This window comes from Maribacter sp. MAR_2009_72 (assembly GCF_007827235.1).
In the GTDB taxonomy this organism is placed as follows: Bacteria; Bacteroidota; Bacteroidia; order Flavobacteriales; family Flavobacteriaceae; genus Maribacter; species Maribacter sedimenticola.
In genome coordinates this window covers 209,343-228,911 of the sequence record NZ_VISB01000001.1, presented here as the reverse complement: position 1 = coordinate 228,911, position 19,569 = coordinate 209,343, and the positions used below count along the sequence as shown (strand labels likewise).

Sequence of the window (19,569 nt, the reverse complement as noted above, 5' to 3'; positions counted from 1 at the left end):
GCAACAAGTTTATTATGCATTGCTTCAATTGTTACAATGACTTATAAATGCAGAACGTACTTTTAAACACTTAAATAAGCGAAAACTCAAGCTTAATCAATCAACATCATATGAAACAACTTTATAGTCCCTCCAATTTATGCAAATACGTTCTATTTTTTTGCTTAAGCACAGTATTGCTAAGTTGCAAGCAAGATCATCAACCAGAAAAAGTTGAAGTAGAACCAACCCTTAAAGAAGCGTACAAGAATTACTTTTTGATAGGCAGCGCAGTAAATGACAATCAAATTAGCGGTAAGGATAGTCTAGGTGTACAATTGATCAAGGAACAGTTTAATACCATTACTCCCGAAAATTCAATGAAATGGATGTATATGGAGCCGGCTCAAGGTGAATTTAATTTTGAAACGGCAGACCGTTATATCGATTTTAGCAAAAAAAATAATTTGGTGTTCATTGGTCACAATCTAGTTTGGCATAGTCAATTGGCTCCGTGGGTCAACCAGATTAAGGATAATGAGGAATTATCAAATAGTCTAAAGAACCACGTACAGACCATTGCATCTCGTTATAAGGGCAAAATACATGGTTGGGACGTGGTCAATGAAGCATTAAATGAGGATGGAACTTTACGCAACTCATTATTTCTGGAAAAATTAGGACCGGAATATTTGACCAATGCATTTAAATGGGCACAGGAAGCAGACCCTAATGCAGAGCTTTATTACAATGATTATAACATGACCAAGCCCAAAAAACGGGAAGGCGCCATTACAATGGTAAAGAACCTCAAGGAACAAGGAGCCAGGGTTGATGGTATTGGTATGCAGGCACATTGGAGCTTAGAGGGGCCGTCGTTGCAGGAAATTGAAGAAAGTATTATTGCGTATTCGGAATTGGGCGTAAAGGTCATGATTACGGAATTGGATGTAACCGCATTACCAAATCCATGGGACTTGGAAGGGGCTGAAGTCAGCCAAAACTTTGAAGGAAGTGAATTTATGAATCCGTATACGGAACAACTACCGGATTCGGTATCCAACCAATTGGCAAAACGCTACCGGGATATTTTTGCATTGTTCAAAAAGCATCAAGATAAAATTAGCCGAGTTACATTTTGGGGCGTTAACGATGGACAGACATGGTTGAACAATTGGCCTATTGAGAACAGAACCAATTATCCACTTTTGTTTGACAGGCAGTTTAAACCAAAAGCAGCATACCATAGTGTCATTCAGGTGGCAAAAGACAGTACGCTATAATACTTACAACCAAACTCATCCTAAATGAACAACGAACATAAAGTATCCCTAAAAGAAAAGATTGGATATTCTTTAGGGGATTTATCCGCCAATCTGGTTTTCCAGACCTTAGTTACCTATCTAGCCTATTTTTATACGGACATCTACGGATTAGAAACCCAAGATGCTTCTTACATAATATTTTTGGTAGGTATGATTGCGGCATTTGCCTTTAATCCCATAGTAGGTGCATTGGCTGACAGGACCAGAAGTAAATGGGGAAAGTTTAGACCGTGGATTTTGTTTACCTCCATTCCGTTAGGTTTAGTGGCACTTTTAGCTTTCAGCACACCAGATTTTGATTATACGGGCAAAGTAGCCTATGCGGCCGTAACCTATACCCTACTACTTTTATTATATGCCGCAAATAATTTACCCTATGCCGCATTGAGCGGGGTAATAACCGGTAGCATGAAAGAACGTAACAGTATATCGTCCTATCGCTTTGTAGCTGTAATGTTCGCCCAGTTTTTTGTTCAAGTATTTATGCTGCCCATAATTGAATATGCAGGTAACGGTGATAAGGCCGTAGGTATTGAAAAGGTCATGACCTATTTGGCGATCATTGGTACCATTATGTTATTGATCACATTCTTTACAACAAAGGAGCGCGTAATACCTACCCCGGAGCAAAAATCAAGTTTGCGAGAGGATTTGGGTGATTTGATTAAAAATAGGCCATGGATCATAATGTTGGTATTGACCACATTAGTGTTTATTACCTTGGCCTTAAAGGGTGGCTCTTACGTTTATTATTTTGAAAATTATGTCGATGCCAATAGCTTAGCGGCATTTATTGGTCCGCTTCTCAATGGTTTAACCAATATTGGAGTCGATTTTTTTGGTGACAACCCCATATCGGCAGGATTTGGACTTTTCAATGCCGGTGGAATAATATTTATGATCGTAGGTATTTCCTTGTCCAAAGGGTTGGCAGATAGGTTTGGGAAACGTGATGTCTTTGGCGCTGCACTTTTTATATCTACCTTGTTCATTGCCATTTTCTATTTCTTTGCCCCTACCTCAGTAGAATTAATGTTTTTATCTCAAATATTACATGGTTTCTTCTATGGCATTACCATACCCCTATTATGGGCAATGATCGCCGATGTTGCAGATTATTCTGAATGGAAGAACAATCGCAGGGCTACCGCCATTATATTTTCCGCAATGATGATCGGTTTAAAATTGGGGTTGACCATTGGCAGTTCATTAGTTACATGGATACTTGGTCTTTATGATTATATCCCCAACAAATTTGGAAATTTAGAAACCATAATCCAACCCGACACTGCCATACAAGGCACTAAAATGTTGGTCAGCATTTATCCGTCAATTGCATTTTTCCTGGCCATTGCCCTGTTGTTCCTATATGAAATAAATAAAAAGATGGAAGTTCAGATTGAACAAGATTTAATAACCAGAAGAAAAGCGTAAACTATGCCAGAAGAAAGTATTGACCATATTGACTTTGATGAATTAAATAAAAAAGCCATATCAAAACCTTTGGTCACCCATATTTATACCGCAGATCCATCTGCACACTATTTTGATGGGAAAATATATATTTACCCATCTCACGATATAGACGCAGGTGAAGCTTTTGATGACTTGGGAAGCCACTTTGCCATGGAAGACTATCGCGTATTGTCCATGGATTCAATAGATGCAGAGGCCAAAGACAATGGTATAGCATTACATGTAAATGATGTACCATGGGCGGAACAGCAAATGTGGGCACCAGATGCAGCTAAAAAAGATGACAAATATTATCTGTTTTTTCCGGCAAAAGGGTATGATGGTATATTCAAGATCGGCGTAGCGGTGAGCGATAGTCCTATTGGGCCTTTTACACCCCAACCTAAAGCAATTGAAAATAGTTTTTCTATTGATCCGGCCGTTCTAGAAGATAATGATGGAAATTATTATATGTATTTTGGAGGCTTATGGGGAGGTCAATTACAACGTTGGCGCACCGGCGAATATAATGCTCAAAATCCGGATAGTCCAACAGCACATTTACCGGAAGAAAATGAACCGGCTCTACTCCCATTTGTTGCTAAATTAACCGATGACCTTTTGGAATTTGCTGAAAAACCAAAGGAAATAGAAATTTTAGATGAAGATGGTAATTTATTATTGGCCGGAGACAATAACAGGCGTTTTTTTGAAGCGGCATGGATGCATAAATACAAAGGAAAATATTACTTTTCCTATTCCACTGGAGATACGCATTTTATTTGTTACGCCATAGGGGATAATCCTTATGGTCCATTTACATATGGCGGCAGAATTTTAGAGCCTGTTGTTGGATGGACCTCCCATCATTCAATATGTCAAATAGAAGACAAGTATTACTTATTTTACCATGACAGTAGCTTATCTAAGGGCGTAACGCATTTAAGATCCGTAAAAATGGTTGAAATTGAACATATGGAAGATGGGCATATAAAAACCATTTCCCCATACAAAAACATATAGATCAAAATAATCGTGAAATCTGCAAAAATCATACTAAGTCTCTTATTTGGCCTATTGTTCTCACCGGACATTATGGCCCAAGTAAGATTGCCCCAAATATTTAGGGATAGTATGGTATTGCAACGAAATGCTCCTATAAAAATATGGGGTTGGGCTTCCAATCATGAAGAAATTACACTAACCCTAAAAAATCACACTCGTAAAACAAAAGCTTCGGCCAGCGGTGAATGGGAAGTGGTTTTCCCCAAAATGAAGGCTGGCGGCCCATATAACCTTCAAATATCAGCTACCAACAACCTTACGGTACATAATATTTTAATTGGTGATGTATGGTTGGTTGCCGGACAATCCAATATGGAACATCAATTGTTCAGGCATGATGTTACCTATGCCAAAGAGATAAGAGAGGCCAACTTTCCCGAAATCAGACATTTTAAGGTACCGAGAAATACGGAATTGAACGGACCTAAAAACAATATGGACGGGGGTAAATGGGAAGTAGCCGTTAAAAAGGAAATACCCAACTTTTCTGCGGTCGCCTATTTTTTTGCCAAGCAGGTTTATGACAAGTATGGCATTCCCATAGGATTGATAAATGCCAGTGTTGGGGGCACTCGTATAGAGGCTTGGACGAGCGAAAATGGTTTTCACAACAACCCTGACATTCTAAACACAATTGAAAGAAACAAGGACTCGGTTTATATAAATAGTTTAATAAAAAGGGACAAAGCCGCTAAAGATCAGACTGTAGAAACCACTAAGGACCTAGGCAAATCAGGTCCTATTCATTGGTATGACCCTAGTTACAAGCCATTAAACTGGCGTAAAATCAACATACCCGGTTATTGGGAAGACCAAGGCATCAAAGATTTAAATGGCACGGTGTGGTATAGGAAGGAAATTAAGGTACCACAATCTATGGCAGAAGCGGAGGCTAAGCTATTTTTAGGAAGAATTGTAGATGCAGACCAAGTATATCTAAATGGTGCCAAAATAGGACAGACTACGTACCAATATCCACAACGTCAATACCCCATTCCCAATAATCTTTTAATAACTGGTAAAAATACATTGGTCGTAAAGGTTACCAATTACAACGGTAAAGGAGGCTTTGTGCCAGATAAACCATATTACATTGCTACAGAAAAAGACACTGTAGATATTAAAGGATATTGGGAGTATAAAGTAGGTGAAGTATTTGCACCAAAGAACACGCCAAACGGCACAACATTCAATGCCCAAAACGAGCCTACCGCATTGTACAATGCAATGGTGGCTCCATACACCCAACTTGCACTCACGGGCGTATTATGGTATCAAGGGGAAAGCAATTCCGGTGAACCGGAAAAATATGCCCAATTATTACAAGGATTAATCATAGATTGGAGAAACCAGTTTGAGCTACCCAATTTACCCTTTATATATGCGCAACTACCCAATTTTATGGATGTTAACTATCTACCGGAAGAAAGTAAATGGGCCGAGTTCAGACATGCGCAATTAAACGCATTGCAAATAGCAAATACAGCTATGACCGTTAATATTGATTTAGGGGAATGGAACGATATACATCCTGAAAACAAAAAAGATGTTGGGGAGCGTATGGCCTTGGCCGCGTTTAAATTGGCCTATAATGAAGACGTTGTTTTTTCAGGACCCCTATATAATGGCCATACTATTGAAAACAATAAGATTATTCTTTCCTTTTCATATACAGGTAGTGGATTAATTACAGTAAATGGCGGTGCGCCGGCCCAATTTGCCATTGCCGGGGAGGATAAAAATTTTGTATGGGCCAATGCCAAAATTGAAGACAATAAGGTTATTGTATGGCATAATGACATAAGTGCTCCAAAATACGTGCGCTATGCATGGTCAGATAACCCAGATAACGCAAATCTTTATAACAAGGAAGGCTTGCCAGCTTCACCATTTACTACGGAATAGAATTCTTAGAATTCTATAGGCACAGTTTACTATACACTTAACCCCCTGATTTATTTTTCATTATAATTGCAAGGTCAATTTATTATAGTATTTTGATAGGCTAGATACCATTATTAACCCATTTCCATTTTAAAAAATTACATTACAAATAGTACTAAACCATACATGTTAATGAAGATTGCCGTATTATCCCAAAACCCCGACCTATATTCCACCAAACGCTTAATTGAAGCAGGAATGAACAAAGGCCATGAAATGCATATCATAGACCACTCTAAATGTGATTTGATCATAGAGAAGAAAAGACCAGGTCTTATATACCAAGGAAAGGAACTGGAGGGTTTTGATGGGGTCATACCACGTATAGGAGCTTCCATAACTTTTTATGGAACGGCCGTAGTTCGCCAATTTGAAATGATGAAAGTCTTCAGTTCCGTAGAATCTCAGGCATTGGTTCGTTCAAGGGATAAATTAAGAAGTTTACAAATTTTATCAAGAGCCGGTCTAGGATTGCCTAAAACCATATTTAGCAATTATTCAAAAAATGTAGGTGCCATCATTGACAAGGCCGGTGGTGCCCCGGTAGTCATAAAATTATTGGAGGGGACCCAAGGTCTAGGTGTGGTGCTAGCGGATAACCGCAATTCCGCAGAATCCATTCTAGAGGCTTTCAACGGTCTTCAGGCAAGGGTCATTGTACAAGAATTTATCAAAGAGGCAAAGGGGGCAGATATTCGTGCTTTTGTAATAGATGGTGTCGTAGTAGGCTCAATGAAACGACAGGGTAAGGAAGGTGAATTTAGATCAAACCTTCATCGTGGAGGTTCAGCCCAAATTATTGAACTGACGGACGAAGAGGAAAATGCAGCTATAAAAGCCGCAAAATGCCTAGGATTGGGCGTTGCCGGTGTAGATATGCTACAATCTGACCGAGGTCCCTTAATTTTGGAGGTAAATTCATCACCAGGTCTAGAAGGTATTGAGGCCGCCACAGGAAAAAATATTGCAGGTAAAATTATAAAGTACGTAGAAAGAAATGTCGATTAAAAAACATAAGGTCCTAGGACAGCATATTGAAAAAGGAAAAGGAGCCCAACTAAGTTTGGATATCGCAAAATTACATACGAGGACAAAGATCGAGGTCCCCGTAATTGTAGAACGTGGAAAAAAGGATGGCCCTACACTATTGATAACGGGCGGAATTCATGGCAATGAGATAAACGGTGTTGAAATTGTTCGCCAGATAGTTTCAAAAAAGTATAACCGGCCAACCTACGGTATGGTCATTTGTATTCCGGTAGTGAATATTTTTGGATTTTTGAACCAGACAAGACAATTTCCTGATGGGAGAGATCTTAACCGGGTTTTTCCCGGTAGTTTAAGAGGCTCCCTGGCAAGTAGGTTCGCCTATCATTTGGTGAAGGACATAGCACCTATAATTGATTGTTGTATAGATTTCCATACTGGTGGCGATAGCCGTTTCAATGCCCCACAAATACGGATAGACAAGGATGATGAGGACGGCTTGGCCCTGGCAAAGGAATTTGGCGCAGAATTTATAGTAAAATCCGCAGGTAGGGAAAAATCGTTTAGGGAAACTTTACACAAACTGAAGAAAAAAGTTTTGTTATACGAAGGAGGAAAATCGCTCCATATTGATAAGGAAATCACCAACACCGGTATAGTGGGAGCTTTACGCATAATGCAACATTTAGGAATGCGTAATTTTGATGATGAAATTTCGCAATTATCCACAAAACCGGTAACCCCAAAATTGGTAAATGCCTCTAAATGGATACGGGCAAAACATTCCGGCATGTTTCATCCAATTGTAAAAGTTGGAGAGAAAGTTTCCAAAGGTGCCGAACTGGGAAGTATTTCAGGGCCTTTTGGATATTTTGAACGCAAGATAAAAGCAACGGAAAATAGCTATATCCTATGCATCAACCAATCTCCGATCGTAAATCAAGGAGATGCCATATTGCACATTGCCCATGATGTGGAATAACGTCTAAAAAACGCGTATACCGGCTATTTTCATATCATCCATTTTCATAAATTAGATTTAAAGATCCCCTAAAATTAAAATACACTAAAAGACTGATTATCCATGTATTAGGGAACATAAAAAACCTATTCCTATCATGAATGAAATAGAACAAACCCTAACACTTAAAAATGTGCGTCCAACGGCAATGCGCATTCTTATCTATAAATATATGGCAGAAAAAAAATCTGCCCTTGCATTGACAGATATAGAAAATGCCTTTGAAAAAGCTGAACGTACTACCCTATACCGTACCCTTAAAACATTTGAGGAAAACGGTATAGTACATCAAATAGATGATGGCACCCATGTTTCTAAATTTGCACTTTGTGAACCTGGTTGCAACTGTGAAATTGACCAAGATCTTCATTTACATTTTCACTGCAGCCATTGCGATACAACGATTTGCCTGACCGAACATAAAATACCCCATATTAATTTACCAAAAGGCTACATTACAGAAGATGTGAACTTGGTAATAAAGGGAGTCTGCGAAAATTGCAGCACGCATTAATTGCACTACTGTTGCATTCATAATTTATGGAACTTGCGATAATTATGAAGCATCAAAAGAACAAAGAGTTAGAAAAGAATACCATAAATCCCAGTACATGCGCGCATTGTCATGATGACCATAAAAATGACCTAAACGACAATGATACAAATAGACTTAAAGTCTATATACCAGCCATATTTAGCTTTTCCTTTCTGGTACTGGGAATAATCTTGGATTACAACCAGATTTTATTTAGGAATGGGTGGATCCGTCCATTATGGTATATCATAGCATATATACCCGTTGGTCTACCAGTATTAAAAGCTGGTTGGGAAAGTATTCAAAAAGGGGATTTTTTCACTGAATTCTTTTTGATGGGCATTGCAACCATTGGCGCCTTTGCAATTGGTGAATACCCAGAAGCTGTAGCTGTAATGCTATTTTATGCCGTAGGAGAACTTTTTCAAGGTGCAGCGGTAAAAAAGGCAAAAGGCGATATTAGGGCACTATTGGAGGTAAGACCAAAATTGGCTACGGTACTCCGTAATAATGAATATATTGGCGTAGCCCCGGAATCCGTATCCATCGGGGAGGTAATTCAAGTTCGAGCAGGAGAACAAATACCGTTGGATGGGATACTACTTTCCGCAAAAGGCTCTATGAACAAATCTGCGTTGACAGGAGAAAGCAAACCAGATTCCGTAAAGAAAGGGGAAAGCGTATTTGCAGGAAGCATCAATTTAGACGGGGTCATAGAGGTTGAAACCACTAAAGCCTTCAAGGACAGCTCCATTGCCCGTATTATAGAAATGGTTCAAAATGCAACTGCCCGCAAATCCAAAACAGAACTGTTCATTCGTAAATTTGCGCGCATTTACACACCTATTGTAGTTTTTCTGGCAATAGGCCTAACCTTTATACCCTATTTTTTTGTTCAGGACTATGTATTCAGCACATGGTTATATAGGGCATTGATTTTTCTAGTGATTTCATGCCCTTGTGCGTTGGTCATTTCAATTCCCCTTGGGTATTTTGGCGGTTTGGGAGCAGCTTCCCGTAACGGAATTCTTTTTAAAGGCGCCTCCTTTTTAGATAGCATGACCAAAGTGAATACTGTAGTCATGGATAAAACAGGTACGGTAACCAAAGGGGTATTTAAAATTCGTGATCTTGTTACAGATCAGATCATTACAGAGGCCGATTTCATGAAGTACTTGATCGCTATAGAAAGTAAATCTACCCACCCCATAGCAAAAGCAATTATAGCGTACAATACAGAAGCCAATAAATATACCGCAACTGATGTCGTAGAAATTCCGGGCAAAGGACTTAGGGGCAATGTAAATGGCAAAATAGTTTTGGCAGGGAACAAAGCTTTGATGACGGCCCATGATATTAAAGTACCAACAACTACCGATCAAATTGTGGAAACCATCATTATGGTTGCGATTGACGGAAAATTTGCCGGCTATATTACCATTGCCGATGAACTTAAGGATGATGCCCACCAAGCAATAAAACAAATACGTGATGCCGGAGTTAAAAAGATTATTATGCTTTCTGGGGACAAAGACCAGATTACCCAAAAGATAGCCGTTGAATTGGGTCTGGATTGGGCAGTGGGCGGTCTCTTACCGGAAGATAAGCTTCGCGAAGTCGAGAAATTGCAAAAAGACCCGCATGTTAATGTTGCTTTTGTAGGAGATGGGATAAATGATGCTCCGGTACTGGCCATCAGTGATGTAGGTATTGCCATGGGTGGGCTAGGTAGTGATGTTGCAATAGAAACAGCGGATATTATCATACAAACAGACCAACCTTCAAAAATTGCAAGGGCTATTAAAATAGGAAACTCTACCCGAGCGATCGTTTGGCAGAATATTGTGTTGGCATTTGGAGTAAAAGTACTTGTATTGGCATTAGGTGCCGGTGGTCTAGCAACAATGTGGGAAGCTGTTTTTGCCGATGTAGGCGTTGCTTTACTTGCAATTTTAAATGCCGTAAGACTTCAAAGGATGAATTGGGATTAACTAGCTTTACGAGAAATTCGTTAATACATATTTATCAAAAGTATTTTTGATAATTGAAACACTAGGTACAGGTATTGTATTTAAAAAACTTAAAATTAATAACAGTCTGTCCTTATAAGCCCTTTATTTTGCAGTTCCTCAATAGTAAGGGTAGTATTTTCAATCAATATAGTTTCCAACACATCGAGCACCTCATGCTGCATGGCTAAAGAACCGCAAATCATGACCGTGCCACCATTAGTTAAGGTATGCAACACAACATTTTGTTGTTCACGGACCAAATCTTGAACGTACCGTTTTTCACCTTCCCGGGAAAAACATGGCATGAAAGAAATTGTTTCGTTCGTTGCAATAATCCCATTTAAGAAATTCTCGTAGATCAAACTAGAATTCCGCGTTCTCCCTCCCCAGAACAATGCAATTTGCTTCTGTCTAGTATGTTGTAGCATACCTAAAAAAGGAGCTATGCCCGTGCCATTGGCAATTAATATGGCCATGGCCGATTTTTCAGGAAAATGAAAATGCGCATTAACATCTATTGCAGCTTCTATAACGTCCCCTACTTCCAGTGCATATAAATAATTGGATCCACGACCCATTTCGTGTTTTTTAACACTAAGTAATACTTCATCATTGATTTTGGCAATGGAATATTGACGTACCAGACCCGATTCATCTGGAAATACGGCCAACAGATCACCAGAAGTGAAGGTTATTTTTTGTTTTGGCCTAAATTTCAGCAAAAAGGTGTCATCCACATTAAGGCCCGTACGTTCAGTTAGCTCGAACGGGATTTTTACACGTTCTATCTCCTTAATATAAGTATGTTCCAAAGAAATATTTAAATCTTGACGATTACCCCATTGATCTACCCAATTGGCAAGGGTTTCATGATTTGCACTGTCTACTTTACACAAAGGCATAACCGGAGTAAAATTTGAATCTGCCTGTAACAATGCATCAATCTGGATTGCAAACTTGCAATAATCCGGGTATTCCAAGGATCCAAAACCAATTACCGCATATGAGATTGTATTAGGTTGCTTGATGTTAGAAAACAAGGTCGAAAACTTTCTGGCATTGGTAGGTGGATCACCCTCACCATAAGTAGCTGTACAGATAATCATATGTGTTGCACGCGCGTAAGTGGTATATTTATTTAATTCGGCCAGAAACACTTTCTTTCCGGTTTTACTTAATCCATCATAGAAACGCTGGGCAAAATCAAAGGTTGTTCCGGTTTCTGAACCCACCAGAATAATATATTCACATTCATCTTTATTAGGCATTTTTATGCTGACCTTTCCTTTTTTCCTTCGTTTTAAAGTCATTACGAAACCAGAATACATAAAAAACAGAATAGAAGCACTTGCCAATAATAAAATAATTGACCACAGTACATTGCCCTCACCGGTATGCAAGACCAGACTCAATCTGGAAGCCAGTACGGCAAAAGGATAATTGGTACTGGTCACAATAGCTCCCGTCTGCTGATTTACTTGTATCTCCCTATCGGACAACGCTATTCTATAGTAATCCTCAGTATCGTCAGAAAAAGGAAATTCTACTTGCCGTACATCGTCTAAAGTGGTTTCCTTAAAAAATGGCACGTCCTGTATATCAGCAAAGACCTCAGCACTATAATCAACATCCATTTCTTGGGGTACTTCTATACTATCTGGAAGCAGATCAAACTTTTCTGCGGATAGATAGACCCCGGTTATGGATAAAATAATAATGGGTATTAGGAACCACCTACTTAAGATTACGTGATAACGAAGTTCAAAATAATCCTTTTGAACCTTGCTAAATATTTTTTTGAACCCACCTTGGCGTTTGGCAAGTAAAACCAAGCCGGTGACCACTATAATAAACAATAATAAGGATATCAATCCTACAAAAAATCGGCCAACGCTTTTTAGAAACAAGGAACGGTGCAAGTTGGTAGCAAATGTATAGATATAGGGCCGCTCCTCTACCTCCCCTAACTTTCCACCTGTTTTTGGATCAATATACACATCCAATGTCTCCAAATCCATTGTCAATACCTGTGCCTTGACAAAACCGGAAGATTCCACCTCCAGGGCAAGCACCTCATCATAGTTTTGTTTCAATGCATTTATGGCGACTCCTAATGGCACATCTTCCAAATCATGAACGGCATACCCCTTGGTCTGATGTGTTATAGGCTCCACAGCCAGAATAACACCGGTAACCGCAGCGACCAGCAAGAACAAAGAAGATACAAGGGCAAGAACTAGGTGACTATAGCGCCAAATGGAAATGGTCATAGAAATATAAAAATAACGTAAACGGAAACCTTCAAGAAGGGCTTGTATTATGGATTAAATGTAAGTAAGTAGTATAAATCTAAATGTTCCGGAATATCGGTCTACGGACATCCCAGAACATTTAATTCAACATAAACACTAACACTATTGAGGTAACATTCTTACATAGCGGATAAATCCTTTGCCTTCTACTTTCGCCTTAAGGTTTTCTGAAGTCAGCTCAAATTGGATATCGTCCGCAAAATAGCCTTTATCCTCCACAGAAGTTTCAAATCGTATACTATACCCGTTATCTATTTTATCCTTTGGAATCTGTAGTACGGACAAGGTACGTTCACCACCACTAATGGTCTCCCCTGAAATAGCATCGATATTTGGCCTACTCTTACCGTAGAATTTCCACCATTCCGTAATCTCGCTGTACCATTCACTATCTTTACCTATTACATATAAAGTCTCCTCATAATTGGCTTTATCATTAACAATGGAAACAACTATATACGCTCCTTCACCACTGTAATTGGTCAATTGAATCAAACATTTAACAGGTTGTTTGTCTACTTTGGTAAATGCCGTTAACAATGACCCTACCAATAGTATTGCCGGTATAAATTTGATTAATTTTTTCATCTATTACTCTATTCTATATTTAACTAATTGATGTGTTATCCATCATCAATCCTATTTACTATTTACGATTACCCTTAAAGACAAAATTACTTTAAGAAATTTAATGAAGTCTGTCCTTTGGCCAACACTTCGTTTTCACTTGCCAAATCATAAACCGTTTCTTCAAAATCGGTCGTTATTTTGGTATCCGCCCCCTTGGACACCAAATATTTGAGCATACGATCATTTTCCGCCTTCATGGCCGCCAAATGCAAAGCGGTCAATCCCTCGTTATTTTTAGCATTAATAGCGATGTTAAAACTATCCAGTTTTTTCAACAATTCCAGGTCATTGTTTTTAGCTGCAATATGAAGTAAGGTATTATTTCCCGCCTGTACGGTATTGAAAGCAACACCCTGCTCTTTTAACGATTGTAGTTTAGCATCAAAATTTTGAGGTTTTCTGGAGTTATGGGAAGCTGCCAAATAATAAGCCAATGAATTGCCCTCAGCATCTTTGACCGATGCATCTGCACCATTTTTCAGTAAATAGTCTACTACATTTGGATCATTATTTTCTACTGCAAGCATTAATGCTGTTTGACCATCATTATTGGCCAAATTATAGTTTTTGACATTTTCACCTAAAAGTTCAACAATAGCCAAATCGTTACGAGAAGCTGCATTTAAAAACGGAGTATTTCCCATTTCATCCTTTTGATTGACATTGACACCAGCAGCTAGAAAAAATTTAAAGATATCTAAATCCTTATTACCTGCTGCCAATCTATGTAATGGCGTAGTTCCCGTTTTGGTCACCACATTGGGTTCCAATCCTAAGCTTTTCAAATATTCATACACCGGTAACGGGTTGCTATAGCCTCTTCCACCCTGGGTAGCGAACAAGAAGGCATTGCCCCCTTCCTTGTTCAAACTTTTATAGTCCACACCTTTGGAGACCAATAATTTCAGAAAATCAATATTTCCCTTTTTAACGGCATAGTTAAAAATACCGTTACCGTCATCGTCTTTACTTTCAAGCGCTAGCCCTTTAGACAAAAAGAAATTTAGTTCTTCTTCATTTTTAATAGAAGGTGCAGCCATTAACAATAAGTTGGCGCCGTGATCATTTTTTTCTTTGGCAAGGTCAACTCCTTTACCTTCAAAAGCATTATAAATTGCAGGGTTGGTCAATCCGGCATTTGCCGCAAAGGCCAATGGAGTAAATTGATGACTATCCAATGCCGTTACGGATGAACCTTGCTCCAATAAATAGTTGACCACCTCTTCATTACCTGCATAACCGGCCCAATGAAGATATATACGACTATCATGTGTTTTTTTATCTACGGCATTACCGTCCAATGATAACAGATAGGCTATGACATCTACACTGGCCTTTCCCATTAAAGCAAAAGTAGTTGCATCAAAGGCATTATCATTACTTGCTACGGGATCGTTACCCTCCGCTATTTTTTGTTTTACGATTGCAACGGAAGGGTTGCTCTTCCAAAACCCACGGTCATGCAATTCATTTTTTTGTTGGGCCGTAACAACGGTACCCAGAAATAAGGCGACTAAGGATAGATTCTTAATTACTTTCATTTTAAAATATTTAGTTCTTTACAAATGATTCTATTACTTGGTTAATTTTAGCTTGGTCCTCATATCCTTCATCAAAAAGATATTTATACAATACTTTATGGTCAACTTTCTCCGCTAAGGTCAAGTCTTTGTTCCTACCGTATACTTGATTCCATTTTGTACGTACCAAAGCCCATTTATCTGCATTTTTCTTCCACCAATTAGCCGCTGCGGCACATTGCCCATCATCTACCTTAACATAGGTATTATACCCTTTTTCCTTAGCCAAAACAATATCTTCCTTGCCAGGCTCACGTATAACCTTGGCATTGTCCTGATCGTGCAACCAGCCGTATTCCGTAATTTCCTGTCTATTACCACGAACGGTCAGATTATAATCACTTCTAGTGGTATATTCCCTTCTTGGCAAAGGCGCATCTGCAGTATTCTCCCAATAACTTTTGCCGTCTACATGTACCCAAGAGGACGAACCCTCATATCGTGGACTATCATCAACTTGATATACTTTTTGGGTCCATTGACCCTTTACCTTATCGGCAGGCAAATTAGTATAGGACCACGTATTGTTTGCATTATATGTGTAGAGGTCTGTATTCTGGTAAAGCCAATCTTGTCTCCAATGCTTAACTATATGTGGGGCCGATGGGTCGCCGACCTGAAGCAAATGCTGAATTGAAATCTTATCATCCTCATCAACAATTAATTGTGCCCATTCCAAACCTTTATCAACTTTTGTTTTTGATGGTTTATAAAGGGAATCATTACTATAATGAAAGGTTTCCGCAAAATTAAAAGTTACCTCATAACAGCCGCACATGCTCTTGATTGCATTAATGTCCTGTCTCTTTTTCTGCTTTTGCGCTATTATTGGTCCCGATACGAACAGGACGATAAGAAAATATAAAAATGCTTTCATTAATTGAGATTTTCTCACATAAAGTTCGTTGACAAAAATAACTATTTTTATTTATTCTAAATAAGGATTGTTCAAATATTTACTCATTATTAAGAATTATTATAAATAATATTGATGCGTTATATATTAATCTTACTGTTGCGTCCACTTCCATGCATCAATTAATGGCCAAAACGTCAACTGATACCGCAAAAGACTCAATGGAATCACTACACCTTACCAAAGTTATTGTAACCGCCACCCGTACAGAAAGACAATTATTATCAATACGTATATAATTTAATTATTAATCGTAATATTGCAATGTAACAATCAATATAAAAATATGGGCTTAGCCAAAACGGAAATGTTTACAGAGGGTCAAAATAAGATTTCCCTTTTTGCAAAGGTATTTGGACATCCGGCACGGGTGGCCATATTACAGCATCTTTTTAAAATGAATGCCTGTGTCTGTGGTGACCTAGTCAACGAAATAGGTTTGGCCCAGCCCACAATTTCACAACATCTAAAGGAATTAAAGAGTTTAGGTTTAATAAAGGGCAACGTAGAAGGTACAAGTGTTTGTTATTGCATAGACAAGAAAAATTGGACGGCCATGAAAACTATTATGATGGAATTTTTAGACCAAGACGTGTCCCAAGATATGGATTGTTGCTAAAAAATTTATGCAGATTCATCGTAAAATTGCAATGAACAAATATAAAGTTGAACTAATCAATTAAACATATAATTATAACGATGCAAATTCATTAAATCCATACTCACGCATAAAATATGTAAGAAACTAAATTTTACGCTACAAGCATAGAAAATCGATCATGATCGGCTAAAAGCTATAATTACTATTCACCATACTGTAAAACCATTAAACATGACAACGACAAAAACTAATTTATTTACTGATATAGAAAAGATTATCAAGACTTTAAATCCTGAAAGTATTACTGATGAACGGAGAATCATTTTACAACCGTTAATTGATTTTATCCAAAACAAGGTTAATGATCAACAACCCATAAGGATCAATTTTATTTGTACGCACAATTCTCGCAGGAGCCATCTTTCTCAAGTATGGGCCCAGACGATGGCCTATTACTTTCAAATAAAGAATATGCACTGTTATTCTGGCGGTACCGAGTCTACCGCACTTTTCCCAATGGCAGCAGAAACATTAAGAAATGCTGGTTTTAAGATTGAACAAATTACGGAAAACGAAAATCCTGTCTACAGTATAAAATATGCGGATAACGAACATCCTATCATAGGTTTTTCCAAAAAATTGGATGCAGAATTCAATCCAAAATCGGAATTTGCCGCTATTATGACCTGTTCCCAAGCAGATGGTGGCTGCCCGTTCATTGCGGGTGCAGAAAAGCGAATTCCTATTACGTTCAATGACCCTAAAGCTTTTGACAACACCCCTCAACAAACAGAAAAATATCATGAAAGGAGCATGCAGATTGCTACAGAACTTTTGTATGTATTCTCACAAATAAATTTATAAGATGGCTACAAAAAAATTGAGTTTTTTAGACCGTAACCTTACTTTGTGGATATTTGCCGCAATGGCCTTTGGAGTAGCAATAGGCTATTTTTTCCCAACATTTCCAACCTTTATCAATTCTTTTAATAGGGGTACTACCAATATCCCTATTGCGATCGGTCTTATATTAATGATGTATCCGCCTTTGGCAAAAGTTAATTATAGATTATTGCCAAAAGTCTTTAAAAACACCAAAATACTTACCATTTCCCTTATTTTAAATTGGATTATTGGACCCATATTAATGTTTGTGCTTGCCATCACCTTTTTAAGGGATTATCCGGAATATATGGTGGGACTTATCTTGATTGGATTAGCACGTTGTATTGCCATGGTATTGGTGTGGAATGATTTGGCAGAGGGCAGTAGTGAATATGGAGCCGGATTGGTTGCCTTAAACAGTATTTTTCAAGTATTTGCTTACAGTTTTTATGCATGGATCTTTATTACCGTACTACCACCCTATTTTGGTTTTGAAGGTGCCATTGTAGACATTTCTATCAGTACAATTGCGGAAAGTGTGGCAATATATTTAGGCATACCTTTTTTAATGGGTATTTTGAGCAGATTACTATTGGTACCAATAAAAGGAGAAGAGTGGTATACAAACAAATTTATCCCAACCATTGCCCCCATGACCTTATTGGCTTTACTGTTTACCATAGTAATAATGTTTTCTTTAAAAGGAGAGTTGATCGTTGAGATACCCATGGATGTTTTAATCATTGCCATACCGTTACTTATATATTTTACGCTAATGTTCATAATAGGTTTTTTCTTTACAAAAGCATCTGGGGCAACATATGACAAAACAGCTTCAGTTGCATTTACGGCTGCAGGCAATAATTTTGAATTGGCCATTGCAGTCGCCATAGCGGTTTTTGGCTTAAATTCCGGTCAAGCATTTGCGGGGGTCATTGGCCCTTTAGTGGAGGTACCGGCCTTAATATTGTTGGTAAGGGTTTCCTTTTGGCTGCGTAAAAAATATTTCGGCAATACCGCGGTATAAACCATTAACCTTACAATTTTAATGTCATGCGTAAAAAGCAATGGAGCAATTTGGCTCCACCAAAAACGTTCACTTTATAATTGCTAATTTAGCCTTATGAAAACCATTGATATCAGAACGGTAGACGTTGTTCAGTATATACAGCCCTTACGGGAAGGGGGCTCAATGCCTGCAATCGTAAAAGCCGATGATGATTTCTTATATGTATTAAAATTTAGGGGTTCCGGACAAGGAAAAAAATCACTAATTGCAGAGTTCATTGGTGGTGAACTGGCGCGTGCCATAGGATTAAAGGTACCGGAATTGGTTTTTATGAATTTGGAGGATTCGTTCAGACAAACGGAACCGGATGAAGAAATTCAAGATTTGTTGAAATTTAGCGTAGGCTTAAACCTAGGATTACATTTTTTGTCCGGCGCAATCACTTTTGATCCTTTGGCCTCTAAGGCAGATGCCCTTACCGCGTCAAAAATAGTAGTATTGGATAGCCTTATAAGCAATATAGACCGCACCGCAAAGAATGCCAACCTACTCTATTGGCACAATGAAGTATGGGTTATAGATAACGGCGCAAGTTTTTATTTTCACCATAATTGGGATACATGGGAAAATCATCTTTCCAGAACTTTCCCGTTTATAAAGGATCATGTTTTATTAGCTCAAGCTACAGCATTGCCAGAAGCTGCACAGGAAATAAAAGCACTACTGAAAGAACAAACGGTCAGCGACATTATTTCTAAAATCCCAGAAGACTGGTTAACCAACGAATCCGATATGTTAAATGTAGCGGAAAAAAGAGCCGCCTATAGACAATTTATTACCACTAAATTGGCCATGATGGATGTACTCGTAAAAGAAGCTGAAGATGCAAGATAGATACCTTTTTAAATACGCCATTATAAGAATCGTTCCTAAAGTTGAAAGAGAGGAATTTTTTAATATAGGTGTTATTCTGTATTGCAAACGCTTAAAGTTTCTTGATATTAAATATTATATTGATACAAATAAATTAAAAGTATTCTCGCCAGAACTGGAACCTTCACTTATAAACACGTATTTAGAAGGATGGAAACTGATCTGTGACGGTAATGCATCCGGTGGAGCAATAGGAAAGTTAGATTTAACAGACCGTTTTGGATGGCTTACCGCATGTAGAAGTACTATTATCCAAAGTTCAACAACCCGTTCCGGATTAAGTGTTGACCCCATTAAGGAATTAGAGTATATATTCAAGGAATATGTGCTTTAAACTAGGGGGCGAAACAAAAGACGGCCTTCTATATATCCGATTATGC

The 19,569-nt window shown here is 38.3% G+C and carries 17 protein-coding genes; 13 read left to right on the top strand and 4 right to left on the bottom strand.

The window, feature by feature from the left end; genetic code table 11:
• Window positions 1-110: 110 nt before the first annotated feature.
• From JM81_RS00885 to JM81_RS00850, 8 genes are all read left to right on the top strand, one after another.
• A complete protein-coding gene (locus JM81_RS00885; protein ID WP_144800319.1) occupies window positions 111-1,262 on the top strand; it encodes an endo-1,4-beta-xylanase in 1,152 nt (383 codons plus the stop codon).
• Window positions 1,263-1,286: 24 nt separating this feature from the next.
• The gene (locus JM81_RS00880) at window positions 1,287-2,738 is read left to right on the top strand and encodes an MFS transporter (RefSeq protein ID WP_144800318.1); all 1,452 of its coding nucleotides are present in this window, start codon (window positions 1,287-1,289) and stop codon (window positions 2,736-2,738) included.
• Window positions 2,739-2,741: 3 nt separating this feature from the next.
• The gene (locus tag JM81_RS00875; protein WP_144800317.1) at window positions 2,742-3,782 is read left to right on the top strand and encodes a glycoside hydrolase family 43 protein; all 1,041 of its coding nucleotides are present in this window, start codon (window positions 2,742-2,744) and stop codon (window positions 3,780-3,782) included.
• 12 nt (window positions 3,783-3,794) lie between these two features.
• The gene (locus JM81_RS00870; RefSeq protein WP_222430280.1) at window positions 3,795-5,729 is read left to right on the top strand and encodes a sialate O-acetylesterase; all 1,935 of its coding nucleotides are present in this window, start codon (window positions 3,795-3,797) and stop codon (window positions 5,727-5,729) included.
• A 171-nt stretch (window positions 5,730-5,900) separates the two neighbouring features.
• Window positions 5,901-6,776 (top strand): 30S ribosomal protein S6--L-glutamate ligase, encoded by an 876-nt coding sequence (rimK, locus tag JM81_RS00865; RefSeq protein ID WP_144800316.1) that lies wholly within the window; start codon window positions 5,901-5,903, stop codon window positions 6,774-6,776.
• Window positions 6,766-7,737 (top strand): succinylglutamate desuccinylase/aspartoacylase family protein, encoded by a 972-nt coding sequence (locus tag JM81_RS00860; RefSeq protein ID WP_144800315.1) that lies wholly within the window; start codon window positions 6,766-6,768, stop codon window positions 7,735-7,737. Before rimK ends, JM81_RS00860 begins: the two co-directional genes overlap by 11 nt.
• 136 nt (window positions 7,738-7,873) lie before the next feature.
• Window positions 7,874-8,290 (top strand): Fur family transcriptional regulator, encoded by a 417-nt coding sequence (locus JM81_RS00855; RefSeq protein WP_144800314.1) that lies wholly within the window; start codon window positions 7,874-7,876, stop codon window positions 8,288-8,290.
• Between the two features lie 44 nt (window positions 8,291-8,334).
• Window positions 8,335-10,302, top strand: coding sequence for a heavy metal translocating P-type ATPase (locus JM81_RS00850; RefSeq protein ID WP_144805538.1), 1,968 nt, complete (start codon window positions 8,335-8,337; stop codon window positions 10,300-10,302).
• Between the two features lie 95 nt (window positions 10,303-10,397).
• Here the strand turns inward: JM81_RS00850 and JM81_RS00845 are convergent, their stop codons facing one another.
• From JM81_RS00845 to JM81_RS00830, 4 genes are all read right to left on the bottom strand, one after another.
• The gene (locus tag JM81_RS00845; protein ID WP_144800313.1) at window positions 10,398-12,593 is read right to left on the bottom strand and encodes a PepSY domain-containing protein; all 2,196 of its coding nucleotides are present in this window, start codon (window positions 12,591-12,593) and stop codon (window positions 10,398-10,400) included.
• A 144-nt stretch (window positions 12,594-12,737) separates the two neighbouring features.
• Window positions 12,738-13,223, bottom strand: a complete 486-nt coding sequence (locus JM81_RS00840; protein WP_144800312.1) for a DUF2271 domain-containing protein — start codon at window positions 13,221-13,223, stop codon at window positions 12,738-12,740.
• Window positions 13,224-13,309: 86 nt separating this feature from the next.
• The gene (locus JM81_RS00835) at window positions 13,310-14,806 is read right to left on the bottom strand and encodes an ankyrin repeat domain-containing protein (protein ID WP_144800311.1); all 1,497 of its coding nucleotides are present in this window, start codon (window positions 14,804-14,806) and stop codon (window positions 13,310-13,312) included.
• A gap of 10 nt (window positions 14,807-14,816) precedes the next feature.
• Entirely contained in the window at window positions 14,817-15,722 is a 906-nt protein-coding gene (locus JM81_RS00830) for a DUF6607 family protein (RefSeq protein WP_144800310.1), read from the bottom strand.
• Between the two features lie 325 nt (window positions 15,723-16,047).
• Between JM81_RS00830 and JM81_RS00825 the strand changes: the two genes are divergently transcribed.
• The 5 genes from JM81_RS00825 (at window position 16,048) to JM81_RS00805 (ending at window position 19,523) form a co-directional block, all read left to right on the top strand.
• Window positions 16,048-16,380 carry an ArsR/SmtB family transcription factor gene (locus tag JM81_RS00825; protein WP_089261442.1) on the top strand — a complete coding sequence of 111 codons (333 nt, stop codon included), beginning with the start codon at window positions 16,048-16,050 and terminating at the stop codon, window positions 16,378-16,380.
• A gap of 213 nt (window positions 16,381-16,593) precedes the next feature.
• The gene (locus JM81_RS00820; RefSeq protein WP_144800309.1) at window positions 16,594-17,226 is read left to right on the top strand and encodes a low molecular weight phosphatase family protein; all 633 of its coding nucleotides are present in this window, start codon (window positions 16,594-16,596) and stop codon (window positions 17,224-17,226) included.
• 1 nt (window position 17,227) lies between these two features.
• Window positions 17,228-18,274 carry an ACR3 family arsenite efflux transporter gene (arsB, locus tag JM81_RS00815; RefSeq protein WP_144800308.1) on the top strand — a complete coding sequence of 349 codons (1,047 nt, stop codon included), beginning with the start codon at window positions 17,228-17,230 and terminating at the stop codon, window positions 18,272-18,274.
• A gap of 96 nt (window positions 18,275-18,370) precedes the next feature.
• Window positions 18,371-19,150 carry a HipA family kinase gene (locus JM81_RS00810; protein ID WP_089261448.1) on the top strand — a complete coding sequence of 260 codons (780 nt, stop codon included), beginning with the start codon at window positions 18,371-18,373 and terminating at the stop codon, window positions 19,148-19,150.
• Complete coding sequence (locus tag JM81_RS00805) at window positions 19,140-19,523, top strand: DUF3037 domain-containing protein (RefSeq protein ID WP_144800307.1); 384 nt, start codon at window positions 19,140-19,142, stop codon at window positions 19,521-19,523. Before JM81_RS00810 ends, JM81_RS00805 begins: the two co-directional genes overlap by 11 nt.
• The last annotated feature ends 46 nt before the right edge of the window (window positions 19,524-19,569 follow it).

Coding starts and splice junctions, on each gene's coding strand:
- JM81_RS00820 (WP_144800309.1), top strand. CDS start 16,594: ATGACAACGACAAAAACTAATTTATTTACTGATATAGAAAAGATTATC.
- JM81_RS00850 (WP_144805538.1), top strand. CDS start 8,335: ATGAAGCATCAAAAGAACAAAGAGTTAGAAAAGAATACCATAAATCCC.
- rimK (WP_144800316.1), top strand. CDS start 5,901: ATGAAGATTGCCGTATTATCCCAAAACCCCGACCTATATTCCACCAAA.
- JM81_RS00840 (WP_144800312.1), bottom strand. CDS start 13,223: ATGAAAAAATTAATCAAATTTATACCGGCAATACTATTGGTAGGGTCA.
- arsB (WP_144800308.1), top strand. CDS start 17,228: ATGGCTACAAAAAAATTGAGTTTTTTAGACCGTAACCTTACTTTGTGG.
- JM81_RS00855 (WP_144800314.1), top strand. CDS start 7,874: ATGAATGAAATAGAACAAACCCTAACACTTAAAAATGTGCGTCCAACG.
- JM81_RS00875 (WP_144800317.1), top strand. CDS start 2,742: ATGCCAGAAGAAAGTATTGACCATATTGACTTTGATGAATTAAATAAA.
- JM81_RS00810 (WP_089261448.1), top strand. CDS start 18,371: ATGAAAACCATTGATATCAGAACGGTAGACGTTGTTCAGTATATACAG.
- JM81_RS00825 (WP_089261442.1), top strand. CDS start 16,048: ATGGGCTTAGCCAAAACGGAAATGTTTACAGAGGGTCAAAATAAGATT.
- JM81_RS00860 (WP_144800315.1), top strand. CDS start 6,766: ATGTCGATTAAAAAACATAAGGTCCTAGGACAGCATATTGAAAAAGGA.
- JM81_RS00845 (WP_144800313.1), bottom strand. CDS start 12,593: ATGACCATTTCCATTTGGCGCTATAGTCACCTAGTTCTTGCCCTTGTA.
- JM81_RS00885 (WP_144800319.1), top strand. CDS start 111: ATGAAACAACTTTATAGTCCCTCCAATTTATGCAAATACGTTCTATTT.
- JM81_RS00880 (WP_144800318.1), top strand. CDS start 1,287: ATGAACAACGAACATAAAGTATCCCTAAAAGAAAAGATTGGATATTCT.
- JM81_RS00830 (WP_144800310.1), bottom strand. CDS start 15,722: ATGAAAGCATTTTTATATTTTCTTATCGTCCTGTTCGTATCGGGACCA.
- JM81_RS00805 (WP_144800307.1), top strand. CDS start 19,140: ATGCAAGATAGATACCTTTTTAAATACGCCATTATAAGAATCGTTCCT.
- JM81_RS00835 (WP_144800311.1), bottom strand. CDS start 14,806: ATGAAAGTAATTAAGAATCTATCCTTAGTCGCCTTATTTCTGGGTACC.